We start from the raw sequence: 16,990 nt of genomic DNA on the forward strand, positions 1-16,990 counted from the left end.
GCGTCGCCTCGACAACGGGCTGGTGCTCTACGCGCTCGAAGCGCGACACGCACCGGTCGTGTCGCTGTGGGTCTGGTACCACGTCGGCGGTCGCAACGAGGTCCCCGGGACCACCGGCATGTCGCATTTCCTCGAGCACATGCTCTTCAAGGGCACGACGAAGCATCCCAAGGGCGATCTCGACCGCCTGCTCGCGCGCTACGGCGCGCAGTGGAACGCCTTCACCAGCGAGGACGTGACCTGCTACTTCGAGACCGTGCCGAAGGCGCGGTACAAGACCGCGCTCGAGCTCGAGTCCGATCGGATGCGCAACGCGCTCATCTCGGTCGAGGAGACCGAGGCCGAGCGCACGGTGATCGTCAGCGAGCGCGAGGGCTACGAGAACGATCCGTCGTTCCTTCTCGGCGAAGAGCTTCAGGCCATCGCGTTCAGCCGCCACACCTATGGGCAGGGCGTCATCGGGAGCAAGGACGAGATCAAGCTCATGACGCGCGACGGCCTGTACGCCCACTACCGCCGCTTCTACGCGCCGAACAACGCGTATGTGGTCGTGACCGGTGACGACGAACCCGAGCGTCTCATCGAGGAAGCGGCCGCGGCGTTCGGTCCGCTCGATCCGTCCAGCGATCTCGGCGAGCCGCCGAAGGCGCCCGAGCCGGACCAGCACGGCGAGCGGCGCGTCGTCGTGCACCGCGCCGGCGGCACCCTTCCGATCGTGATGCTCGCGTTCCGCGCCCCGCGCGCGACCGACTCGCGCGCGGCGGCGATCTCCGCGCTGGCCGTGGCGCTCGCGGGCACGTCCACCGGGAGCGACGGCGCGTCCGGCCGTTCGTCTCGCCTGTATCGCGCACTCGTCGAGACCGGGCTCGCGGCGGACGTCGACGCGTCGTTCCAGCTGATGAAGGATCCGTACCTGTTCTTCGCCGATGCCACGCTGCGTCCTGGCATCAAGCACGCGGATGTCGAGCGCGTCCTGCTCGAGGAGCTCGCGAAGCTGTCCTCGGATCTTCTCGCCGAGGACGAGTTCGCGCGCGTGCGACGCCAGCTGCTCGCATCGACCGCGTTCAACACCGACACGATCACCTGGCGCGCGTATCGCTGCGGTCAGCTCCTCTCGACGGGCGCCGCGACCTCGATCAGCGAGTGGTACGACAAGCTCGCAGCGGTCACACGCGAGCAGATCCGCGACGCGGCGAGCGGCCTCTTCGTGGAGCGCTCGCGGAGCGTCGGCTGGTTCGTGCCCGAGGGCGACCTCTCATGAACAAGGTCCACCGCAGCGTGCTCCCGAACGGCCTGCGCATCGCGACGGTCCCGATCGCGGGCCTTCGCTCGACCTCGGTGTTCCTCGCCGTCGAGGCGGGGCAATGGTTCGAGCCTGCCGGCCGACCGGGCATCGCGCGTCTGGCGGCGCAGACGATGCTGCGCGGGACGAAGCGGCGCGACGGCGCGATCTGGGCAACGGCGCTCGACGCGCTCGGCGCGGTCGCCCGTCTCGACGTCGGGTCGCACGCCGCGGTGTTCAGCGCGCAGTGTCTCGGCGACGATCTCGGCGAACTGCTCGGACTCATCGCGGAGGCCGTGCGAACACCGGCGCTGGCGGATGCGGAGATCGAGTTCGTGCGCGGCCAGACGCTCGCGCATCTCGAGAAGGACGAGCGCGACACTCGCGCCGTTTCGGACCGCGTCTGGCGGGGGCTGGTGTACCCGACGGGGCATCCGTTCCATGCACCCGCGATCGGCGACACGGCCGTCGTGCGGTCGGCGACCGCCGAAGACATCCGCGCGTATCACAAGAGCGCGATCGCCCCGGACGGCGCCGTGCTCATCGTCGCAGGCGCGACGACCGCGGATGCGGTGAAGGACGCCGCAGGTCGAGCGTTCGGGGACTGGCCGAAACGAGCCAAGCCACAGAGTGCCAGCTATCCTCCGGTCGCGCTCGCGGCGACCAAACGCCGTGTCGAGGTCGTGCCGGACAAGACGCAGAGCGACGTGATCATCGGCTGGCCCGGCCTACCGCGTACCGATCCGCGCTTCACGGCCGCGCGCGTCACGAACATGGTCTACGCGGCCGACACGTTCGCGAGCCGCGCGGGCAACGTCATCCGCGACCAGCTCGGCCTGGCGTATTACGTGTTCAGCGGCATCGGCGCGAGCTGCGGGCAATCGCCGTGGATCGTGCGCATGGGTGTCAACCCGAAGAATGTGCATCGCGCGATCGAGGTCGCGCTCGACGAGCTGCGCAAGATCACGGTCGGCCAGATCGCCGACGACGACCTGGCGCTGGCGAAGGACAAGCTCGTCGGGGAGCTCGACGTCGCGCTCGAGAGTCCCGCCGGCGTTGCATCGATGGTGCTCGAGGCTGAGATGTTCGAGCTAGGCGAAGACCACTTCGAGCGCTATCCGCGCGAGCTCCGCGCGGTCACGAAGGAGCAGGTGATCGAGACCGCTCGCGCGTTCTTGCCGCCGGATCGCTACGCGCTCGCGGTCGCTGGTCCCGCGCTCCCCGAGGCGCTCGTTTGATGGCGACCTTCCCGCCCGCCGTACTGAAAAGCCTCGATGACACCAGCGTCGTCGAGATCGAGACGCGCTCGGCGAAGGGGACGAAGCACCTGATCCCGATCTGGATCGTGGTGGTCGACGGCGTTGCGTACGTTCGCTCGGTGCGCGGCCCCGCGGGTCGCTGGTACCGCGAGCTCCTCGCGAAGGGCGAGGGCGCGGTGCTGGTTGGCGGGAGGCGCGTCCCGGTGCGCGCGACGAAGGACAGCTCCGCTAAGGCGATCGAGGCTGTGAGCGCCGCGCTACGTAAGAAGTACGCGCGCAGCGGCCAGTCGCTCCAGTCGATGCTGCGCACCAACGTCTTGGACACGACCGTCCGTCTCGACCCGGTCGCGCGAACGCAGAAGCCCTAAAGAGGCAGTCGCACCGCGCGACCCTCGCGCTCGACCAGACCTTCGTCGACGAGCGCCGCGAGCAGATCGGGAACGCGCACGTCGTCGACGGCGCGCTGTATGGCAGTCGCGCTGATCGCGTCGTGGTCGCGCAGCAATGCGACGATGCGCCCGCGCACGCGCCGGTCGCTCGTCGCGAAGGTGGCCTGCCGGCGTGGCGCGGCGCGAACGATCCGTCCGCGCGAGCGGCAACCTTCCGCGATCGGGCAGACGTCGCAGCGTGGCGTTCGCGCGAGACACACTGTCGCGCCGAGATCCATGAGCGCGTGATGCCAGCGATCGGCGCGTCGTCGAGGAACGAGACGCTCGTCGATCGCGACGGCTTCGCGTTCCGTCGCGATCCGGCCGAGGAGCACTCGCCCCAGCACTCGGCGGATGTTCGTGTCGGCGAAGGCCACGCTTTCGCCGCGGCTGAAGCAGCTCACCGCGCCGGCCGTGTAGGTGCCGACTCCCGGGAGCGCATCCAGGCCGTCGCGCGTCTTTGGGAGCGAGCGGGGATGCAGCCGCGCGATGCGGTGGAGATCGCGTGCGCGGCGGTTGTACCCCAGACCCGACCACGCCCGGAGGACGTCGCCGAGCGTGGCGCGGGAGAGCGCGGAGAGGGTGGGAAAGCGCCGGAGAAAGGTCGCGTAGGCGGGGACCACGCGCGAGACCTGGGTCTGCTGGAGCATCACTTCAGAAACGAGCACGGCGTACGGATCGCGCGTGCGGCGCCACGGAAGGTCCCGCGCGCTCCGGTCGTACCACCGCTGCAGTCGCCGTCGGAGCGTCCCCGCCACGGCCCTGTCCGTGTACAATCTGTCGCCAGCATAGGTAGCCCGGAGTGCTGAGGGCCGCGAGGTCTTCAGTTCTTTTGTTTCTAGGGCGGTGGGTAGCGCGAGTCGCACCCGGGGTAACGGAGGCTCAATGAACAATCTCGAAAAGCCGGTATATGTCTCTGCCGATGGGCTGAGGAAGCTGCAGGCGGAGCTCGAAGAGCTGCGCACGACCAAGCGCACCGAGGTGGCCGAGCGCATCCATGCCGCCATGGAGTTCGGCGACTTCACCGAGAACTCCGAGCTCGAGCAGGCGAAGAACGACCAGGCCTTCCTCGAGGGCCGGATCATGACCCTCGAGCAGATGATCAAGAACGCTCAGATCATCGACGAGACCGAGAAGCACGATCTCGTCGAGGTCGGCAGCCACGTCACGGTCGAGGCCGACGGGCGCAAAGAGAAGTACACGATCGTCGGGTCGGCGGAAGCGTCGCCGCAAGAGGGCAAGATCAGCAACGAGTCGCCGGTCGGACGCGCGCTCCAGGGTCACCGCGCGGGTGAGACGGTCAAGGTCTCCGTGCCCGCGGGCACCATGGAAATGAAGATCCTGGCGGTCAGTTGAGCGTAAGGTCCAGCGCGAGCGTGACGGCCAAAGGGTCGGAGCAAGGTCACCAGGCGCGCTTCTGGGCGGACGAAGAGGCCGACCTCCTCGCCACCGATCGCCAGCACGTGATCCGCGACTCCAAGACGCCGTCGGGCGCTGTACCGATCTCGGGCCTGCGCGGTCCGATCATCACCGATGCGCTCTACCGGACGTTCAAGAAGCGCGGCCTGCGCATCCGCTACGTCTTCACGATCGACGACTACGACCCCATGGACTCGCAGTCGCTGAAGGAGAAGGCGGCGTGGGCCGAGCACATGGGCAAGCCGTTCGCGCACATCCCCTCGCCGGAGCCTTCAGCGGCGTCCGACTTCGCGCGCTATCACGCCTCGGCCTACCTCGACACGTTCGCCACGCTGGGGATCCGGCCCGAGGAGATCCACTGGATGCGCGACCTCTACGGAAAGGGCGAGCTCGATAGGCAGATCGACCTGGTCCTGCGGAACGCGGCGGTCATCCGCGAGATCTACGAGCGGGTCTCGCATGTCACGAAGGACGAGCGCTGGCTCCCCATCGGGGTGATCTGCGAGAGCTGCGGCCGTCTCGGAACGACCTTCGCGTATGACTACGACGGCAAGACCGTGGCGTACGAGTGCCGCAAGGACTACGTCGAGTGGGCGGAGGGCTGCGGTCACACAGGACGGCGTTCGCCATTCAAGGGCAACGCGAAGCTGTACTGGAACCTCCAGTGGTGCGCGATGTGGGACCACTTCGGCGTGACCTATGAGGAAGGCGGCAAGGACCTCCTCACCGCGGGCGGGTCACGCGACCGTGCCAACGAGATCTACCGCGAGGTGTGGAAGAAGGATCCGCCGATCGGCCTGGTGCACGAGTTCTTCACGACCGGCGGCAAGAAGATGTCCACCTCAAAGGGGTTGGGCGCGGCGGCCACGGACCTGGTCAAGGTCTATCCGCCCGAGCTCGTGCGGTTCCTGATGTTGCGCACGCATCCGAAACGCCATGTCGAGTTCGATCCGACCGGCCTGACGCTGTCGAAGCTCTTCGACGAGTACGACCGCTGCGCCGACGCGTTCCGCAACGAGCCGGACAGCGATCAGGCGAAGATCTGGGCGCTGTCACAGGTCGCAGAAGATCCGGATCCAGCCGGTTTCCGCATGCGCTTCGCCATCGTCGCCGACTGGGTCCAGATCCCAAGCGTGGATCCAGTGAGGGAGGCCGAGGAGCGCAAAGGGGCGCCGCTGAGCGCGGCGGAACGCAAGGACCTCGATCAGCGCATCGCGCTGGCGCGCGTCTGGCTCGAGCGGTGGGCGCCGGATGAGGCGCGCTTCAGTGTCCTGCGCGAGCTGCCCGAGATCACGCTGTCGGACGCGCAGCGTCGCTACCTCGTCGCGGTGAAGGAGCTGATCGGCAAGATCAAGGATCCCGAGGCGCTGCAGCAGGAGCTCTACGAAACGGCGAAACGCGTCGGCGTCGTCGGCGCGGATGGCAAGGTGTCGCGCGACGCCTTCAGCGCCATCTATCTGGCGTTCCTTGGAAAGCCCAGCGGGCCGAAGGCGGGCTGGCTGCTCACGACATTGCCGGACGACGTCGTGCGCAAGCGTCTTGACGAGGCGGCGAAAGCGCGATGAACGGAAAGCTGCCCGTCGCGATCATCTGGCACATGCACCAGCCGTACTACCGGCATCCGCAGACGAGCGAGTTCGTCCTGCCGTGGGTGCGCCTGCACGCCTCGAAGGACTACCTCCACATGGCGCGGCTGCTCCAGGAGTTCCCCGGCGTGAAGGCGCACCTGACCATGGTGCCGAGCCTCCGCGACCAGCTCGAGGACTACGCCCAGGGCGCAGACGACGAGGACACGCGCGTGACGATGCGGACGGTCGATGGCTCGCTGACCCCGGAGGAGAAGGAGCACATGCTGCGACGCTTCTTCTCCATCCACCACGGGAACGTGATCCATCGTCACGACGAGTACCGTCGCCTCCTCCAACTCGGCATGGCGACGCACGATCGCCCCGAGCTGCTTTCGGACGACTACTTCGTCGATCTGGCCCTGTGGTTCAACCTCGCCTGGATCGATCCCGACGACATCGCGAGCGATGCCAGGCTCGAGGAGCTGCGCCGCAAGGGGAAGCAGTACACGCGCGAGGACGTGCGCTACGTCATCGGACGGCAACGGATGATGGCCTCGGGCGTGCCGCATCTGTACCACCGGCTCGAGCACGATGGGCAGGTCGAGATCCTGACCACGCCGTACTACCACCCGATACTGCCGCTCATCATCGACAGCCGCAGCGCGCTGCGCGGCGACCCGAATGCGATCATCCCCGATCCGCCGTTCCAGTACCCGGACGATGCGGCCTTCCAGATCGAGGAAGCGATCGCGTCGCACGAGCGCTCCTTCGGCAAGAAGCCGCGCGGCATGTGGCCGTCCGAAGGTTCCGTTTCGCCGGAGGCCGCGAGCGCCATCTTCAAGTCGGGCCTCGACTGGTTCGCGTCCGACGAGGGCGTGCTCGCGCGCTCGGTGAATGTCGAGTTCAAGCGCGACGAGGTCGGTGGACTCCTCGAGCCACAGCTGCTCTACCGCCCGTACCGCATCCCGGGCGGCGGCACCGCGATCTTCCGCGACCGCGAGATCTCCGATCGCATCGGCTTCCTCTACGGCGACATGTCGCCGCACGACGCCGTCGGCGACATGATCTGGAAGCTCGAGCGCGCCCGCGAGCGGCTGCCGGACGCAGGCGGTCCGTACCTGGCGACGATCATCCTCGACGGCGAGAACGCTTGGGAGCAGTACCCGAACAACGGCAACGACTTCCTGCGCTACCTCTACGGGAAGCTGCAGACCGACGAGCGGTTCGAGACCGTGCGCGTCAGCGACTTCCTCGACAAGACACCCGCGAACGTCGAGCTCCCGAACCTGCACACCGGCTCATGGATCGACGCGACGCTCGGCGTGTGGATCGGCGAGCCCGCGCACGCGAAAGCGTGGAGCGCGCTCGAGCGCACGCGTCGCTTCGCGCAGGAGCAGTGGGGCGCGCTCCGCTACATGCCCAAGAGCGTGCGACAGCCGCTGATGGTCGCCGAGGGCAGCGACTGGTTCTGGTGGTACTCGAGCCGCAACTCGAGTCCCGAAGATGCGGTGTTCGACGCGCTCTTCCGCGCGAACCTCGAGGTCGTGTGGTGGTACGCCGGCGCCGAACCGCCGGAGGACATCCGCACCTCGCTCATGGATCCGAATCGCCTCGCGGCGGTCGTTGGCCGAGGGGGCACGATGCTCCCGGGTGCTCGCGAGCAGTACGGCGGCTAGCTCCTCCTATATCGTCGCGGTCGTCATGGCAACAAGCACGAGCGCGGTCGGCCGGCTCCTGCCCGCCATCTCGTCGCTGCTACGGCCCCCGCCGCAGCACGAGCTCCGAGAATACGGCGGGATCGGCCTGGTCCGCGGCAAGCGCGTGATCGATATCGGCTGCGGCGACGGTCGCATGGCGCTCGGGTGCGCGCCGCACGCGTCGGAGGTCGTTGGAGTCGATCCGGACCCCGACGCGATCCGTCTCGCGCGCGTCAAGGCGCGCGAGCTCGGTGTTGCGAACGCGCAGTTCAGGGTCGGCGTTGCGCAGGAGCTCCCCTTCGCGGACGGGCACTTCGATGTGGCGATCCTCTCGTGGACGCTCTGATGCGTCCCACGAGGGGGCATGGTCGATGCCCTGAAGGAAGCTCATCGGATCCTCCGACCGCGCGGCATCCTCGTCGACGCGCGCCCTGATTCGCGCGTCCTCGCCTACGCGGAGCACGAGGTCGGGAAGGGCAAATACCGGGCCGGCGGTGTGATCGCGACCGCGCGTGAGGAGCTGGTCAACGACCGCACGTCCGACCGAGCGGTCGCAACGGCAGTCGAAAACCTATGGTTCCGGTCGCGGCGCGCCGGTCGCTTCTGGCACCGCGTCCTGTTCGAAGACCGGCCGTCGATGCAGCGCTATCTCGGCGACCACGCGCGGTTCGTCCATCGCGTGCGCTGGATGGTCGATGCCCCGAAGCGACGAAAGTGGGAAGAAGACCCGTGGGCGATCAGGCGTGCCGTGCGCTACGAGCTCTTCGAGCGGATCTAGCTCGTCAGCGCGAACGCCGTCTCCCATGCGGATTCGTATCCCTCGAGAATGCGCGGCCACGCGAATCGCTTGGCCGTCGCGCGTCCTTCGGTCCGGATGGACCGTCCGAGCTCCGGGCGCTCGCGGAGCATCAGCTGGGACGTGAGAAGCTCGCGCGGATCGTCGCTCTGCACGACGATCGCGTTCCCGAACGGCACCGCGTAGTCCTCTCCGGTACGGCCGAGGTAGGCGATGCCGCCCGACGCCATCACCTCGAGCCCGACGAGGCCGAAGGGCTCCTTCTCCGAGTTCGCCAGCACGCCGTCGGCCGACGCGTAGAGCGTCCGCAGCGCCTTCTCGTCGATGAAGAAGTCGAGGAACACGACTTCCGCGCTGGTGTTCGCTATCGCCGTGGCGAGGTCGCGTGACGTCGCGGTCGGCGCGAGCGCGAGCCGCTCGACGTTGAGCCCGCGTCCGAAGATGCGATCGCCGACGATGTCGGCGTAGGGGCTGCGACTGCCACGCATCACGAAGCGCGGCCGCATCCCGGCGTCGCGCATCGTGGCGATCGCGTCGATCGCCCAGAGCCAGCGCTTGTCGACGTCGAACCTGGCGACCTTCACGAACGTGGGCCGGTCGCCGAATGCCTTGCGCATGCCGGTCACGTCGCTCGGCGGGAGCGGCTTCAGGTAGCGCTCCGCGATCCCATTCGGCAGAACGGCCGCCTCGACGTCGACCTTCGCGAGCTCCATGCGCATGTAGCGCGAGATCGTCGTGATCGACGCGGCACGGCGCAGCAACGGAAAGTCGATGCGGCCGAAGCCGTAGGTGTTGTTGGCGTTCCAGAACAGCGCAGCGGAGCGGTCGCTGCGCAGCGACAGCAGCGTGGAGGTGTTGATCGCCGCCGTGGCGGTCTGCCAGTCCTCGAACAGCACGACGCTGCGCTCACCGCGAGCCGCGGCCGCAGGGATGACCTCTCCCGCAAGATGCGGCGGCACCGTGCGCGAGAAGTCCAGGTATTTGCCCTCCTCGCCGTCATAGACGTCCTTTGGGTGGTAGCGACTGATCCACTGGCCCCAGCGCTCGAGCACCAGGCGTCCCTCGTCGCTCTCCTCTCGCGTCGGGAGCGACGGGTCGCCGACGAAGAGGTGATGCACGCGGTGTCCGCGGTCGAGCAGCGCTCCGGACAGGTCGATCATCCGCGTCGCGAGACCGCCAACGAACGAATAGCGGTCCGGACCTTCGAATGCGACGAGTACGACATGGAACATGAACGCCGATAATGACACGCTCATGAACCGCCTCCAGCGCGTCCGCGAGGACCCCCATGGCGTGCGCGCGATGCTCGCGGCCCGTCATTTCGACGCTCCGCTCGATCGGATCCTGGAGCTCGACAAGCAGAGCCGCGAGCTGCGCGCCAAGAAGGAGCTGCTCCAGGCGGAGCGGAACAAAGGAAGCAAGGGCGGGCCGCCGAGCGATGCGGTCAAGGCACGCATGCGCGAGGTGGGAGAGCAGATAAAGGACATCGACGCGAAGCTCGGCCCGCTCGAGAAGGAGCGCGACGAGCTGGCGCTTTGGATCCCGAACGACGTCGCGCCCGACGTGCCTCCGGGGAAAGATGAGCACGACAACCGCGTCGTGCGCGAGGACCCCAAGCGCGTTCTGGCCTTTCCCGCGAAGCCTCACTGGGAGCTCGGCGAGTCCCTGGGGATCCTCGACATCCCGCGCGGGGCGAAGCTCGCGGGTTCGCGTTTCTACAACCTGCGCGGCGCGGGCGCGGCGCTCCAGCGCGCGCTCATAACGTGGATGATCGACCTCAAGGTCGATGCCGGCTTCACAGAGATCTATCCGCCGTTCGTGACACGCAAAGAGACGCTCATCGCATCGGCGCACCTCCCGCACTTCGATGAGAACCTTTATCGGGACGACGACGATGACGTGTGGCTCATCCCGACGGCGGAGCCGCAGCTCGTCTCACAGCATCGCGATGAAACGATCCCGCTCGAGAAGCTGCCGCTGCGGTACGTGGCATACACCGCCTGCTTTCGCCGCGAGAAGATGAGCGCCGGTCGTGATGTGCGCGGCATCAAGCGTGGTCATCAATTCGACAAGGTCGAGATGGTGTGCTTCACGTTGCCCGAAGACTCGCCGAAGGAGCTCGATCGTCTCACGCAGCTCGCCGTCGAAGTCATCGAGAAGCTGGAGTTGCCCGTGCGCGTCGTCGAGCGCTGCGCCGGCGATCTCGGTTTCACCGCGATGAAGGGCTACGACGTCGAGACGTGGGGACCCGGTGTTGGAGAGTGGCTCGAGGTCTCGTCAACGAGTGACGGCGGCTCGCTCCAGGCGGACCGTGGTGAGATCAGGTTCAAGCGCGACGCGACCTCACGCCCTGAGCACCCGCACATCCTCAACGCATCGGGCGTCGCGCTGCCCCGCTTGATGATCTCGATCATGGAGAACTATCAGCAGCAGGATGGGTCGCTCGTGATCCCGAAGGCCGTACGGCCCTACATGCGCGGGCGCGAGTGCATCAAGCCAGGGGAATTCGCGCTCTAGGCCGGGTCGCAGGGCAGGGCGTTCCGGCGGCTCACGAGCGAGTTGTACTGGTTGACCATTGCTACGTAGTTGTCGTAGATCGCGCTCGGGATCCCACGTGGGTACTGCGATTCGATGGCGGTGATCTGCGCACCGAGGGAATTGAGCTGCGATTGGATCGACAGGACCTGCGTGATGCATGGATCCGGCGTCGGCGGCGGGAAGTTTGTGAAGCCGAGCGCGACCATCTCACGGTCGCTGAAGCGATTCGGGCAGCTCAGCACCGCGCCGAAGCTCACGCAGGTGACGGGGTCTGTCATCAGCCCGTACTTGTCGACGCCGTAGAGACCGGGACTTGCCTGTTTCGTCACCCAGTGCCCGGTGTCGTTGGCCTCAGGCCCGTGACAGCACCAGATGTGACCGAGCTCGTGAAGCGCGACCGCGACGTTGTTCTCGACGGTCCGACGACCGAGCAGCTGGTCCGACACGTAGATCACGATGTCCTGCGAGTCGTCCGAGGCGTTACTGCGATGGACCGACGTACCGCGCGATGCGACGACATACATCGTGATGTCCGCCGATGTGTCATCGATCCGCAGGGAGCCGAGTCCGCGTGTGGCTGACTTCCATTCGGTCGCGAGCGTTTCCTTGATCTTGGCGAATGACGAGTCGCGCAGCGGGACAAGCGATGGGTCTGGATCGAACTGCTCGCGTGGCGGGACCTCGGTCGTGACGCGAACGTTGAGCGATGTCGCGGCGATCGGATGTGTGGGGATCGTGAAGATGCCCGACTTCGTCTCGGTCGCCGTCGAGTTCTGGCAACTAGCGGTGTAGGCACCGGTGCCGGCCGGGACGCGCGGCGTCGGATACGTCCAACTGACCAGGCCGTCCGGGCCGGCGCTTTGCTCTGGAAGCGAACCCGGTGGAACGTCCCCGTAATAGCCGCCTGCGATCTGCAGGAACGCGTTGCAGCGCACGCCTGGCGCGGTGCGAACGGACAGCGCTCCGTACTTCACCTCAGCGATGCTCAGCGGTGGCGGCGTGGTCCCCGGGGTCGCCACCGCCCCGGGCGAGGACGTAGCAGCGCCGGGACTGGCGTCGGGTGTCGTCGGCGCGGCGCAGCCAACGACGAGCGCGGCGAGCGCCACCGTGAGCCGCAGCGGAAGAGACCTTTGACGGGACACCGGTAATTCAGGCTAACCCTCGCTTGAAAGCAGCCAGCGGTTTGACGGCGTCGTGGCCGGACCGGATATGGTCAGATCCTCGACAACCTCGACAAGCACCTCGCGACGCTCTCGGGGAGGAAGAAGTCATGAGTGCGCAGACGCTTGCTGATCTCTCTGACGTGACCGGGCAGGTCATCCGTCCAGGCGACGCCAACTACGACAAGGCGCGCACGGTCTTCCTCGGCGGGGTCGACCGCCGTCCCGCGGTCATCATCCGCGTCGCCAACAACGGCGATGTTTCGCGCGTTATCGCGCTCGCGCGCGACACCGGGATGCCGCTCGCCGTGCGCAGCGGTGGGCACAGCGGCGCCGCGCATAGCCTCGTCGACGACGGCATCGTGCTCGATCTCGCGGACATGCGAGCGCTGAAGATCGACGCGCAGCGGCGCACGGCGTCGGCCGAGACTGGCCTCACAGCGGCGGAGTTCAGCAAAGCCGCGGACGAGCACGGACTCGCGGTCGGATTCGGGGACACGGGCTCGGTCGGCATCGGTGGGATCACGCTCGGCGGCGGAGTCGGCTACCTGGTGCGCAAGTACGGGCTCACGATCGACGATCTCCTCGCGGCCGACATCGTCACCGCAGATGGTGAACTCCGCCACGTCAACGCGGAGTCCGAGCCTGACCTGTTCTGGGCGATCCGCGGCGGCGGCGGGAACTTCGGCGTCGCGACTCGCTTCCAGTACCGGCTGCGTCCCGTCGGCGCGATCGTCGGCGGCATGATGATGCTGCCCGCGACAGCAGACGTCATCGCATCGTTCATCGCGTTGTCGGAGGAGGCGCCCGAGGAGCTGACCACGATCGCGAACGTGATGCCCGCGCCGCCGATGCCGTTCGTGCCGGCGGAGCATCATGGCAAGCTCGTGATCTTCGCGATGCTCTGCTTTGCCGGCGTAGCTGAGGCGGGGGAGCGTGCGGTCGCGCCGTTCCGCGCGCTGGCCACGCCGATCGTCGACATGGTCAAGCCCGGCCGGTACCCGGAGATGTACCCGCCGGATGACGAGAATTACCACCCGCTCGCGACGAGTCGCACGATGTTCATCGACAAAGTGGACCGTGGCGTCGCGGACGTGATCCTCGAGCATCTCAGCGCGTCGACCGCGCCGATGCGTGTCGCTCAGCTGCGGATGCTCGGCGGCGCGATGGCGCGCGTACCGGTGGAGGCCACCGCATTCGCGCATCGCCGGTCGCGGATCATGGTGAACTGCGCCGCGATCTGCGAGCGGCCAGAAGAGATGGCGATGCACGCGCCGTGGGTCAGCGAGTTCGCGGCGGCGCTGCGACAGGGCGACACGGGCGCGTATGTCAACTTCCTCGCCGACGAGGGCGCCGCGCGGGTCCGGGCCGCGTACCCTGGCTCGACCTGGGACAGGCTCAGGGCGATCAAGACTCGGTACGACCCGACCAACCTGTTCCGCCTCAATCAGAACATCCCGCCGAGCGAGGGACAGTCAAAGCGATGAGGAGCTGAAGATGCCGGCGAAACGGACCGCGAAGAAGACCTCGACCAAGAAGATCGTGGCGAAATCGCCAGGGAAGAGCGGGTCGGAACCTACCGTCTCCGGTTACTTCGCGGAGCAGCCAGCGGACAAGCGCGCGCTCCTCGAGAAGCTCCGCGCGCTGGTGGTACAAGGTGTGCCCGACGCCACCCCGACGATCAAATGGGGCGTGCCTGTCTACCAACGGAATGGCAGGAACCTGTGCGCGCTCGCGGCGTTCAAGGATCACGTGGCGATCAACTTCTTCGTGTCGCCAAGCGTGCTCGCGGACCCCGGCAAGAAGCTCGAAGGCGGTAAGACGAACCGCCTCCTGAAGGTGCGGAGCGCCGGAGACATCGATGCCAGGACCATCACGCGCTGGCTCAAGGCGGCCGCAGCAGTCAATCCCTGAGAGGCGTCCGCGGCTACGCCTTCTTGTTCTCGGCGATCCGGGCTTTCACGAGCGTCCTTACGAGACTGGCGGGCAGAGCCTTGTCCGCGGGGAACTGGATCGAGCCGCCGCCCAGCTTGTAGCCCTTGAGGGCGGCCAGGCGCGCGCGCATCGCGTCCGACGTGCTCATGAGGAAGAACGTGCAGTGCGCGGTCGCGGCGCCGAAGCCCACGAGCGGCTTGCCGTCGAGCTTGAACACCGGCACCTGATAGCTGATGCCCTCAGTCGCACCGGGTGCCGCCGCTTTGATCGCGGCCCGGAGCTTCGCGAGCGCGTCGCGCTTGTCCTTCGGCAGTGTGGCCAGGTACTGGTCGACGGTCTTGGTCGGCGCGTCAGGCTTCTTCACTACGGCGTGACGGCTTTTCGCGGCGCGTAGATCGGCCAGCGCAGATAGCCCACGTCGTCCACGCGCACGTAGCTCGCCTCGATCCACGAGAAGAGCCGTTCCATCTCGGGAAGGATGGCGTACTTGGGCTCGAGAAGCGTCCAACCTGCGCGCGCCGCGCGATCGAGCGGCGGAACGTCGATGGTCGCTGGCGAGGCGTCGACGATCAGCGCGGGAGGATCGCCCTGAAGCGCCGTCAGCAGCTCGTCCACCTTCGCCGGGCTCTGGTAGTTACGCATGTACAGCGCGTATTGGTACGCGTAACGAGTGGGCGCGCGCCGTCCGGTCGTGAAGTTCAGCCCGCCCTCACCACCCCAGAAGAGAACATGATCGGTGCTGGACGTGTGCTCGATGACGTACGTCGTAGCTATCGGCCGTGTGCGCTCCTGAACGTTCGGTCCGAGCCCGCGTCGGAATCCCGCAAGGGTCGGGATCGCGCTCGCGGAGAGGATGGCGACGAGCACGAAGGTGCCGATGACGGCGGTTCGGGCGGGCACTCTTAAGCGTGCTGACGCCCCCTCCAGCGCGGGTCGCACCGCGCTCGTCGCGATCGCGGCGAGGACGCCCAGGGTGGGGAGGCAACCCAGGAAGTACTCGCGATACGGACGGCCCGTCCCGCTCGCGAGCGCGTAATCGAGGGGCAGCGCGAACACACCGAACAGAAGGAGCGGCCGCGCGTTGGGCGGCGCGGTGCCGCGCACGAGCTTGACGAGCGCGGCGACCCATCCCGCGAACGCGATCGGGAACAAGCCCGAGAACGAGGTGAACCCGATGCCCTCGAGCAGCGCCTGCATGTGTTCGGAGAGGGTCGCGCTCGAGTACTCGACGTTGAAACCGAGCACCTGATCCACGAAATCGTCGAATACTCCGGTCGCGACGAAGTAGAGGCCGATGGGAAGCACGACCGCGAGGCCACCCAGCGTTCCGAGCACCACGGGCGGGACGAGCGATCTCACTGAGCGGAGCTGCGACGCGCGCACCGCCTCCGCCAGATAGATCGCTGCCCAGACGCCGATGATCGTTGGCTTCAAGAGTCCTGCGAAGCCGGCCGCGATGCCGATGGCGAACCAGCGCCATCGCGATGGGCCGGCGCGCTTCTCCCAGAGGAAGAGCGCGATCGCACTGAACTGGAACGGCCATGCGTACTCCTCGGGCCGGTTGCCACCATCGAGGATGAGTGGGACCGCGGTGATCCAGGCGATCGATCCGAAGAGCGCCGGCAGCAGCCCGAGCGTTCGATAGAGGGCCCAGAAGCCGACGACCGCGGCGAACAGCATCGTCACGAACTCGACGACAGTGACGCCGGTGATGCCGTGATCGCCGAGCGCGAGTCCGATCAACCCAAAGTAATAGATGAGTGGTGGCTTGTGGTCCCACACGTCGCGATAAGGGAGGCCACCGTCTTGGATGCGCTGAGCGACGTACAGGAACAGGCTCGAATCGCGGCCGATGAAGAACTGGATGCTGCGATCGAACCAAAGCGCGCTGGCCGACAGGCCCGCGAGCGCGATCGTGACCAGGGCTCGCTCTCGCAGCCGCATCGACGGCGTCGAGTCTAGTGACACATCGGTGCTCGATTGATGGTGCAACCGAACGTCCCGCGGGGCTTGACGTCTGGGGCCTGGCGCTGTATATAACTAGTAGGTTATGAAAGAACCACGAACAGACCGATGAGAGCCGATCCCCTCGACGCGACATTCTCAGCACTCGCCGACCCCACGCGGCGCGCGATCCTGGCGCGCCTGGCCTCGGGCGAGGCGTCGGTCACCGAGCTGGCGAAGCCGTTCGCGATGAGTCAGCCGGCGATCTCGAAGCACCTCAAGGTCCTGGAGCGCGCGGGCCTGATCTCGGGCGGCCGTGAAGCGCAGCGACGCCCGCGCCGGATCGAGGGCGAGGCGCTGGCCGTAGCAACGGGTTGGCTGGAGCGCTACCGCGAGGTGTGGGAGGGCAACTTCCAGCGTCTGGACGTTCTGCTCGAGGAGCTCAAGACGAGCGAGGCAAAGCGCGAGGCGAAACGCGGAGGCAAGAAGCGAAAGGGAGGCAAGAAGTGACGAGTATCGGACTGCTGGAGATAACCACGCCGTCAGATCGGGCGATCGCGATGACGCGCGTCTTCGACGCTCCCGCAAGGCTGGTCTTCGATGCGTGGACCAAGCCCGAGCTCATCAAGCGTTGGCTCGGGGTGCGCGCCGGCTGGACGATGGAGGTCTGCGAGGTCGATCTGAGGGTGGGGGGCAAGTACCGCTTCGTGTGGCGTAGCCCGGACATGACGATGGGTATGGGCGGCGCGTATCGCGAGGTCGTCCCACCGGTACGCCTCGTCAGCACCGAAAAGTTCGACGAGCCGTGGTACGAGGGCGAAGCCGTCGACACGATGGTCCTGGTCGAGAAAGACGGCAAGACCACCGTCACCACGACCGTGCGTTACGTGTCGCGTGAGGTCCGCGACGCGGTCATCAAGTCCGGCATGGCGACCGGTGTGGCCGAGGGCTACGACAAGTTGGC

The 16,990-nt window shown here is 67.1% G+C and carries 18 protein-coding genes; 13 read left to right on the forward strand and 5 right to left on the reverse strand.

Going from position 1 to position 16,990, the window contains the following annotated elements; all coding sequences use genetic code 11:
• Positions 1-22 precede the first annotated feature (22 nt).
• Genes VI056_08415 through VI056_08425 form a run of 3 tightly spaced genes read left to right on the forward strand, consistent with a single transcriptional unit; the run spans position 23 to position 2,909 of the window.
• Entirely contained in the window at positions 23-1,261 is a 1,239-nt protein-coding gene (locus VI056_08415) for a pitrilysin family protein (protein HEY6203054.1), read from the forward strand.
• Complete coding sequence (locus VI056_08420; protein ID HEY6203055.1) at positions 1,258-2,520, forward strand: pitrilysin family protein; 1,263 nt, start codon at positions 1,258-1,260, stop codon at positions 2,518-2,520. The genes VI056_08415 and VI056_08420 overlap by 4 nt, the downstream gene beginning before the upstream one ends.
• Positions 2,520-2,909, forward strand: a complete 390-nt coding sequence (locus VI056_08425) for a DUF2255 family protein (GenBank protein ID HEY6203056.1) — start codon at positions 2,520-2,522, stop codon at positions 2,907-2,909. Before VI056_08420 ends, VI056_08425 begins: the two co-directional genes overlap by 1 nt.
• Here the strand turns inward: VI056_08425 and VI056_08430 are convergent.
• Positions 2,906-3,745, reverse strand: a complete 840-nt coding sequence (locus VI056_08430) for an A/G-specific adenine glycosylase (protein HEY6203057.1) — start codon at positions 3,743-3,745, stop codon at positions 2,906-2,908. The genes VI056_08425 and VI056_08430 overlap by 4 nt on opposite strands.
• 109 nt (positions 3,746-3,854) lie before the next feature.
• Between VI056_08430 and greA the strand changes: the two genes are divergently transcribed.
• The 5 genes from greA to VI056_08455 are packed head-to-tail and all read left to right on the forward strand — an operon-like array spanning position 3,855 to position 8,431.
• Complete coding sequence (gene greA, locus VI056_08435) at positions 3,855-4,325, forward strand: transcription elongation factor GreA (GenBank protein ID HEY6203058.1); 471 nt, start codon at positions 3,855-3,857, stop codon at positions 4,323-4,325.
• Positions 4,322-5,953 (forward strand): lysine--tRNA ligase, encoded by a 1,632-nt coding sequence (gene lysS, locus VI056_08440; protein ID HEY6203059.1) that lies wholly within the window; start codon positions 4,322-4,324, stop codon positions 5,951-5,953. Before greA ends, lysS begins: the two co-directional genes overlap by 4 nt.
• Positions 5,950-7,632: a glycoside hydrolase family 57 protein gene (locus VI056_08445; protein ID HEY6203060.1), complete on the forward strand. Its 1,683-nt coding sequence runs from the start codon at positions 5,950-5,952 to the stop codon at positions 7,630-7,632. Before lysS ends, VI056_08445 begins: the two co-directional genes overlap by 4 nt.
• 25 nt (positions 7,633-7,657) lie before the next feature.
• Positions 7,658-7,999: a class I SAM-dependent methyltransferase gene (locus VI056_08450; protein ID HEY6203061.1), complete on the forward strand. Its 342-nt coding sequence runs from the start codon at positions 7,658-7,660 to the stop codon at positions 7,997-7,999.
• 18 nt (positions 8,000-8,017) lie between these two features.
• Positions 8,018-8,431, forward strand: a complete 414-nt coding sequence (locus VI056_08455) for a hypothetical protein (GenBank protein HEY6203062.1) — start codon at positions 8,018-8,020, stop codon at positions 8,429-8,431.
• Here the strand turns inward: VI056_08455 and VI056_08460 are convergent.
• Positions 8,428-9,705, reverse strand: a complete 1,278-nt coding sequence (locus tag VI056_08460; protein HEY6203063.1) for a glycosyltransferase family 4 protein — start codon at positions 9,703-9,705, stop codon at positions 8,428-8,430. The two genes, VI056_08455 and VI056_08460, sit on opposite strands and share 4 nt — an antisense overlap.
• On the opposite strand from VI056_08460, the gene serS reads away from it, so the two are divergent.
• Entirely contained in the window at positions 9,704-10,966 is a 1,263-nt protein-coding gene (gene serS / locus VI056_08465; protein ID HEY6203064.1) for a serine--tRNA ligase, read from the forward strand. The two genes, VI056_08460 and serS, sit on opposite strands and share 2 nt — an antisense overlap.
• Here the strand turns inward: serS and VI056_08470 are convergent.
• Positions 10,963-12,129 carry a hypothetical protein gene (locus VI056_08470; GenBank protein HEY6203065.1) on the reverse strand — a complete coding sequence of 389 codons (1,167 nt, stop codon included), beginning with the start codon at positions 12,127-12,129 and terminating at the stop codon, positions 10,963-10,965. The genes serS and VI056_08470 overlap by 4 nt on opposite strands.
• Before the next feature lie 128 nt (positions 12,130-12,257).
• Between VI056_08470 and VI056_08475 the strand changes: the two genes are divergently transcribed.
• The gene (locus tag VI056_08475) at positions 12,258-13,634 is read left to right on the forward strand and encodes an FAD-binding oxidoreductase (protein HEY6203066.1); all 1,377 of its coding nucleotides are present in this window, start codon (positions 12,258-12,260) and stop codon (positions 13,632-13,634) included.
• 10 nt (positions 13,635-13,644) lie between these two features.
• Positions 13,645-14,061 carry a DUF1801 domain-containing protein gene (locus tag VI056_08480; GenBank protein ID HEY6203067.1) on the forward strand — a complete coding sequence of 139 codons (417 nt, stop codon included), beginning with the start codon at positions 13,645-13,647 and terminating at the stop codon, positions 14,059-14,061.
• Between the two features lie 13 nt (positions 14,062-14,074).
• On the opposite strand, the gene VI056_08485 is transcribed toward VI056_08480, so the two are convergent.
• Both VI056_08485 and VI056_08490 read right to left on the reverse strand, forming a co-directional pair.
• Positions 14,075-14,446: a DUF1801 domain-containing protein gene (locus tag VI056_08485; GenBank protein ID HEY6203068.1), complete on the reverse strand. Its 372-nt coding sequence runs from the start codon at positions 14,444-14,446 to the stop codon at positions 14,075-14,077.
• Complete coding sequence (locus tag VI056_08490; GenBank protein ID HEY6203069.1) at positions 14,446-16,026, reverse strand: glycosyltransferase family 39 protein; 1,581 nt, start codon at positions 16,024-16,026, stop codon at positions 14,446-14,448. Before VI056_08490 ends, VI056_08485 begins: the two co-directional genes overlap by 1 nt.
• 129 nt (positions 16,027-16,155) lie before the next feature.
• On the opposite strand from VI056_08490, the gene VI056_08495 reads away from it, so the two are divergent.
• Both VI056_08495 and VI056_08500 read left to right on the forward strand, forming a co-directional pair.
• Positions 16,156-16,536 carry a metalloregulator ArsR/SmtB family transcription factor gene (locus VI056_08495; GenBank protein ID HEY6203070.1) on the forward strand — a complete coding sequence of 127 codons (381 nt, stop codon included), beginning with the start codon at positions 16,156-16,158 and terminating at the stop codon, positions 16,534-16,536.
• Positions 16,533-16,990, forward strand: a 458-nt coding sequence (locus VI056_08500) for an SRPBCC family protein (GenBank protein HEY6203071.1), incomplete at its 3' end; no start/stop codon positions are given. The genes VI056_08495 and VI056_08500, both read left to right, overlap by 4 nt.

The sequence above is a fragment of the Candidatus Limnocylindria bacterium genome (assembly GCA_036523395.1).
Lineage (GTDB): Bacteria > Chloroflexota > Limnocylindria > P2-11E > P2-11E > CF-39.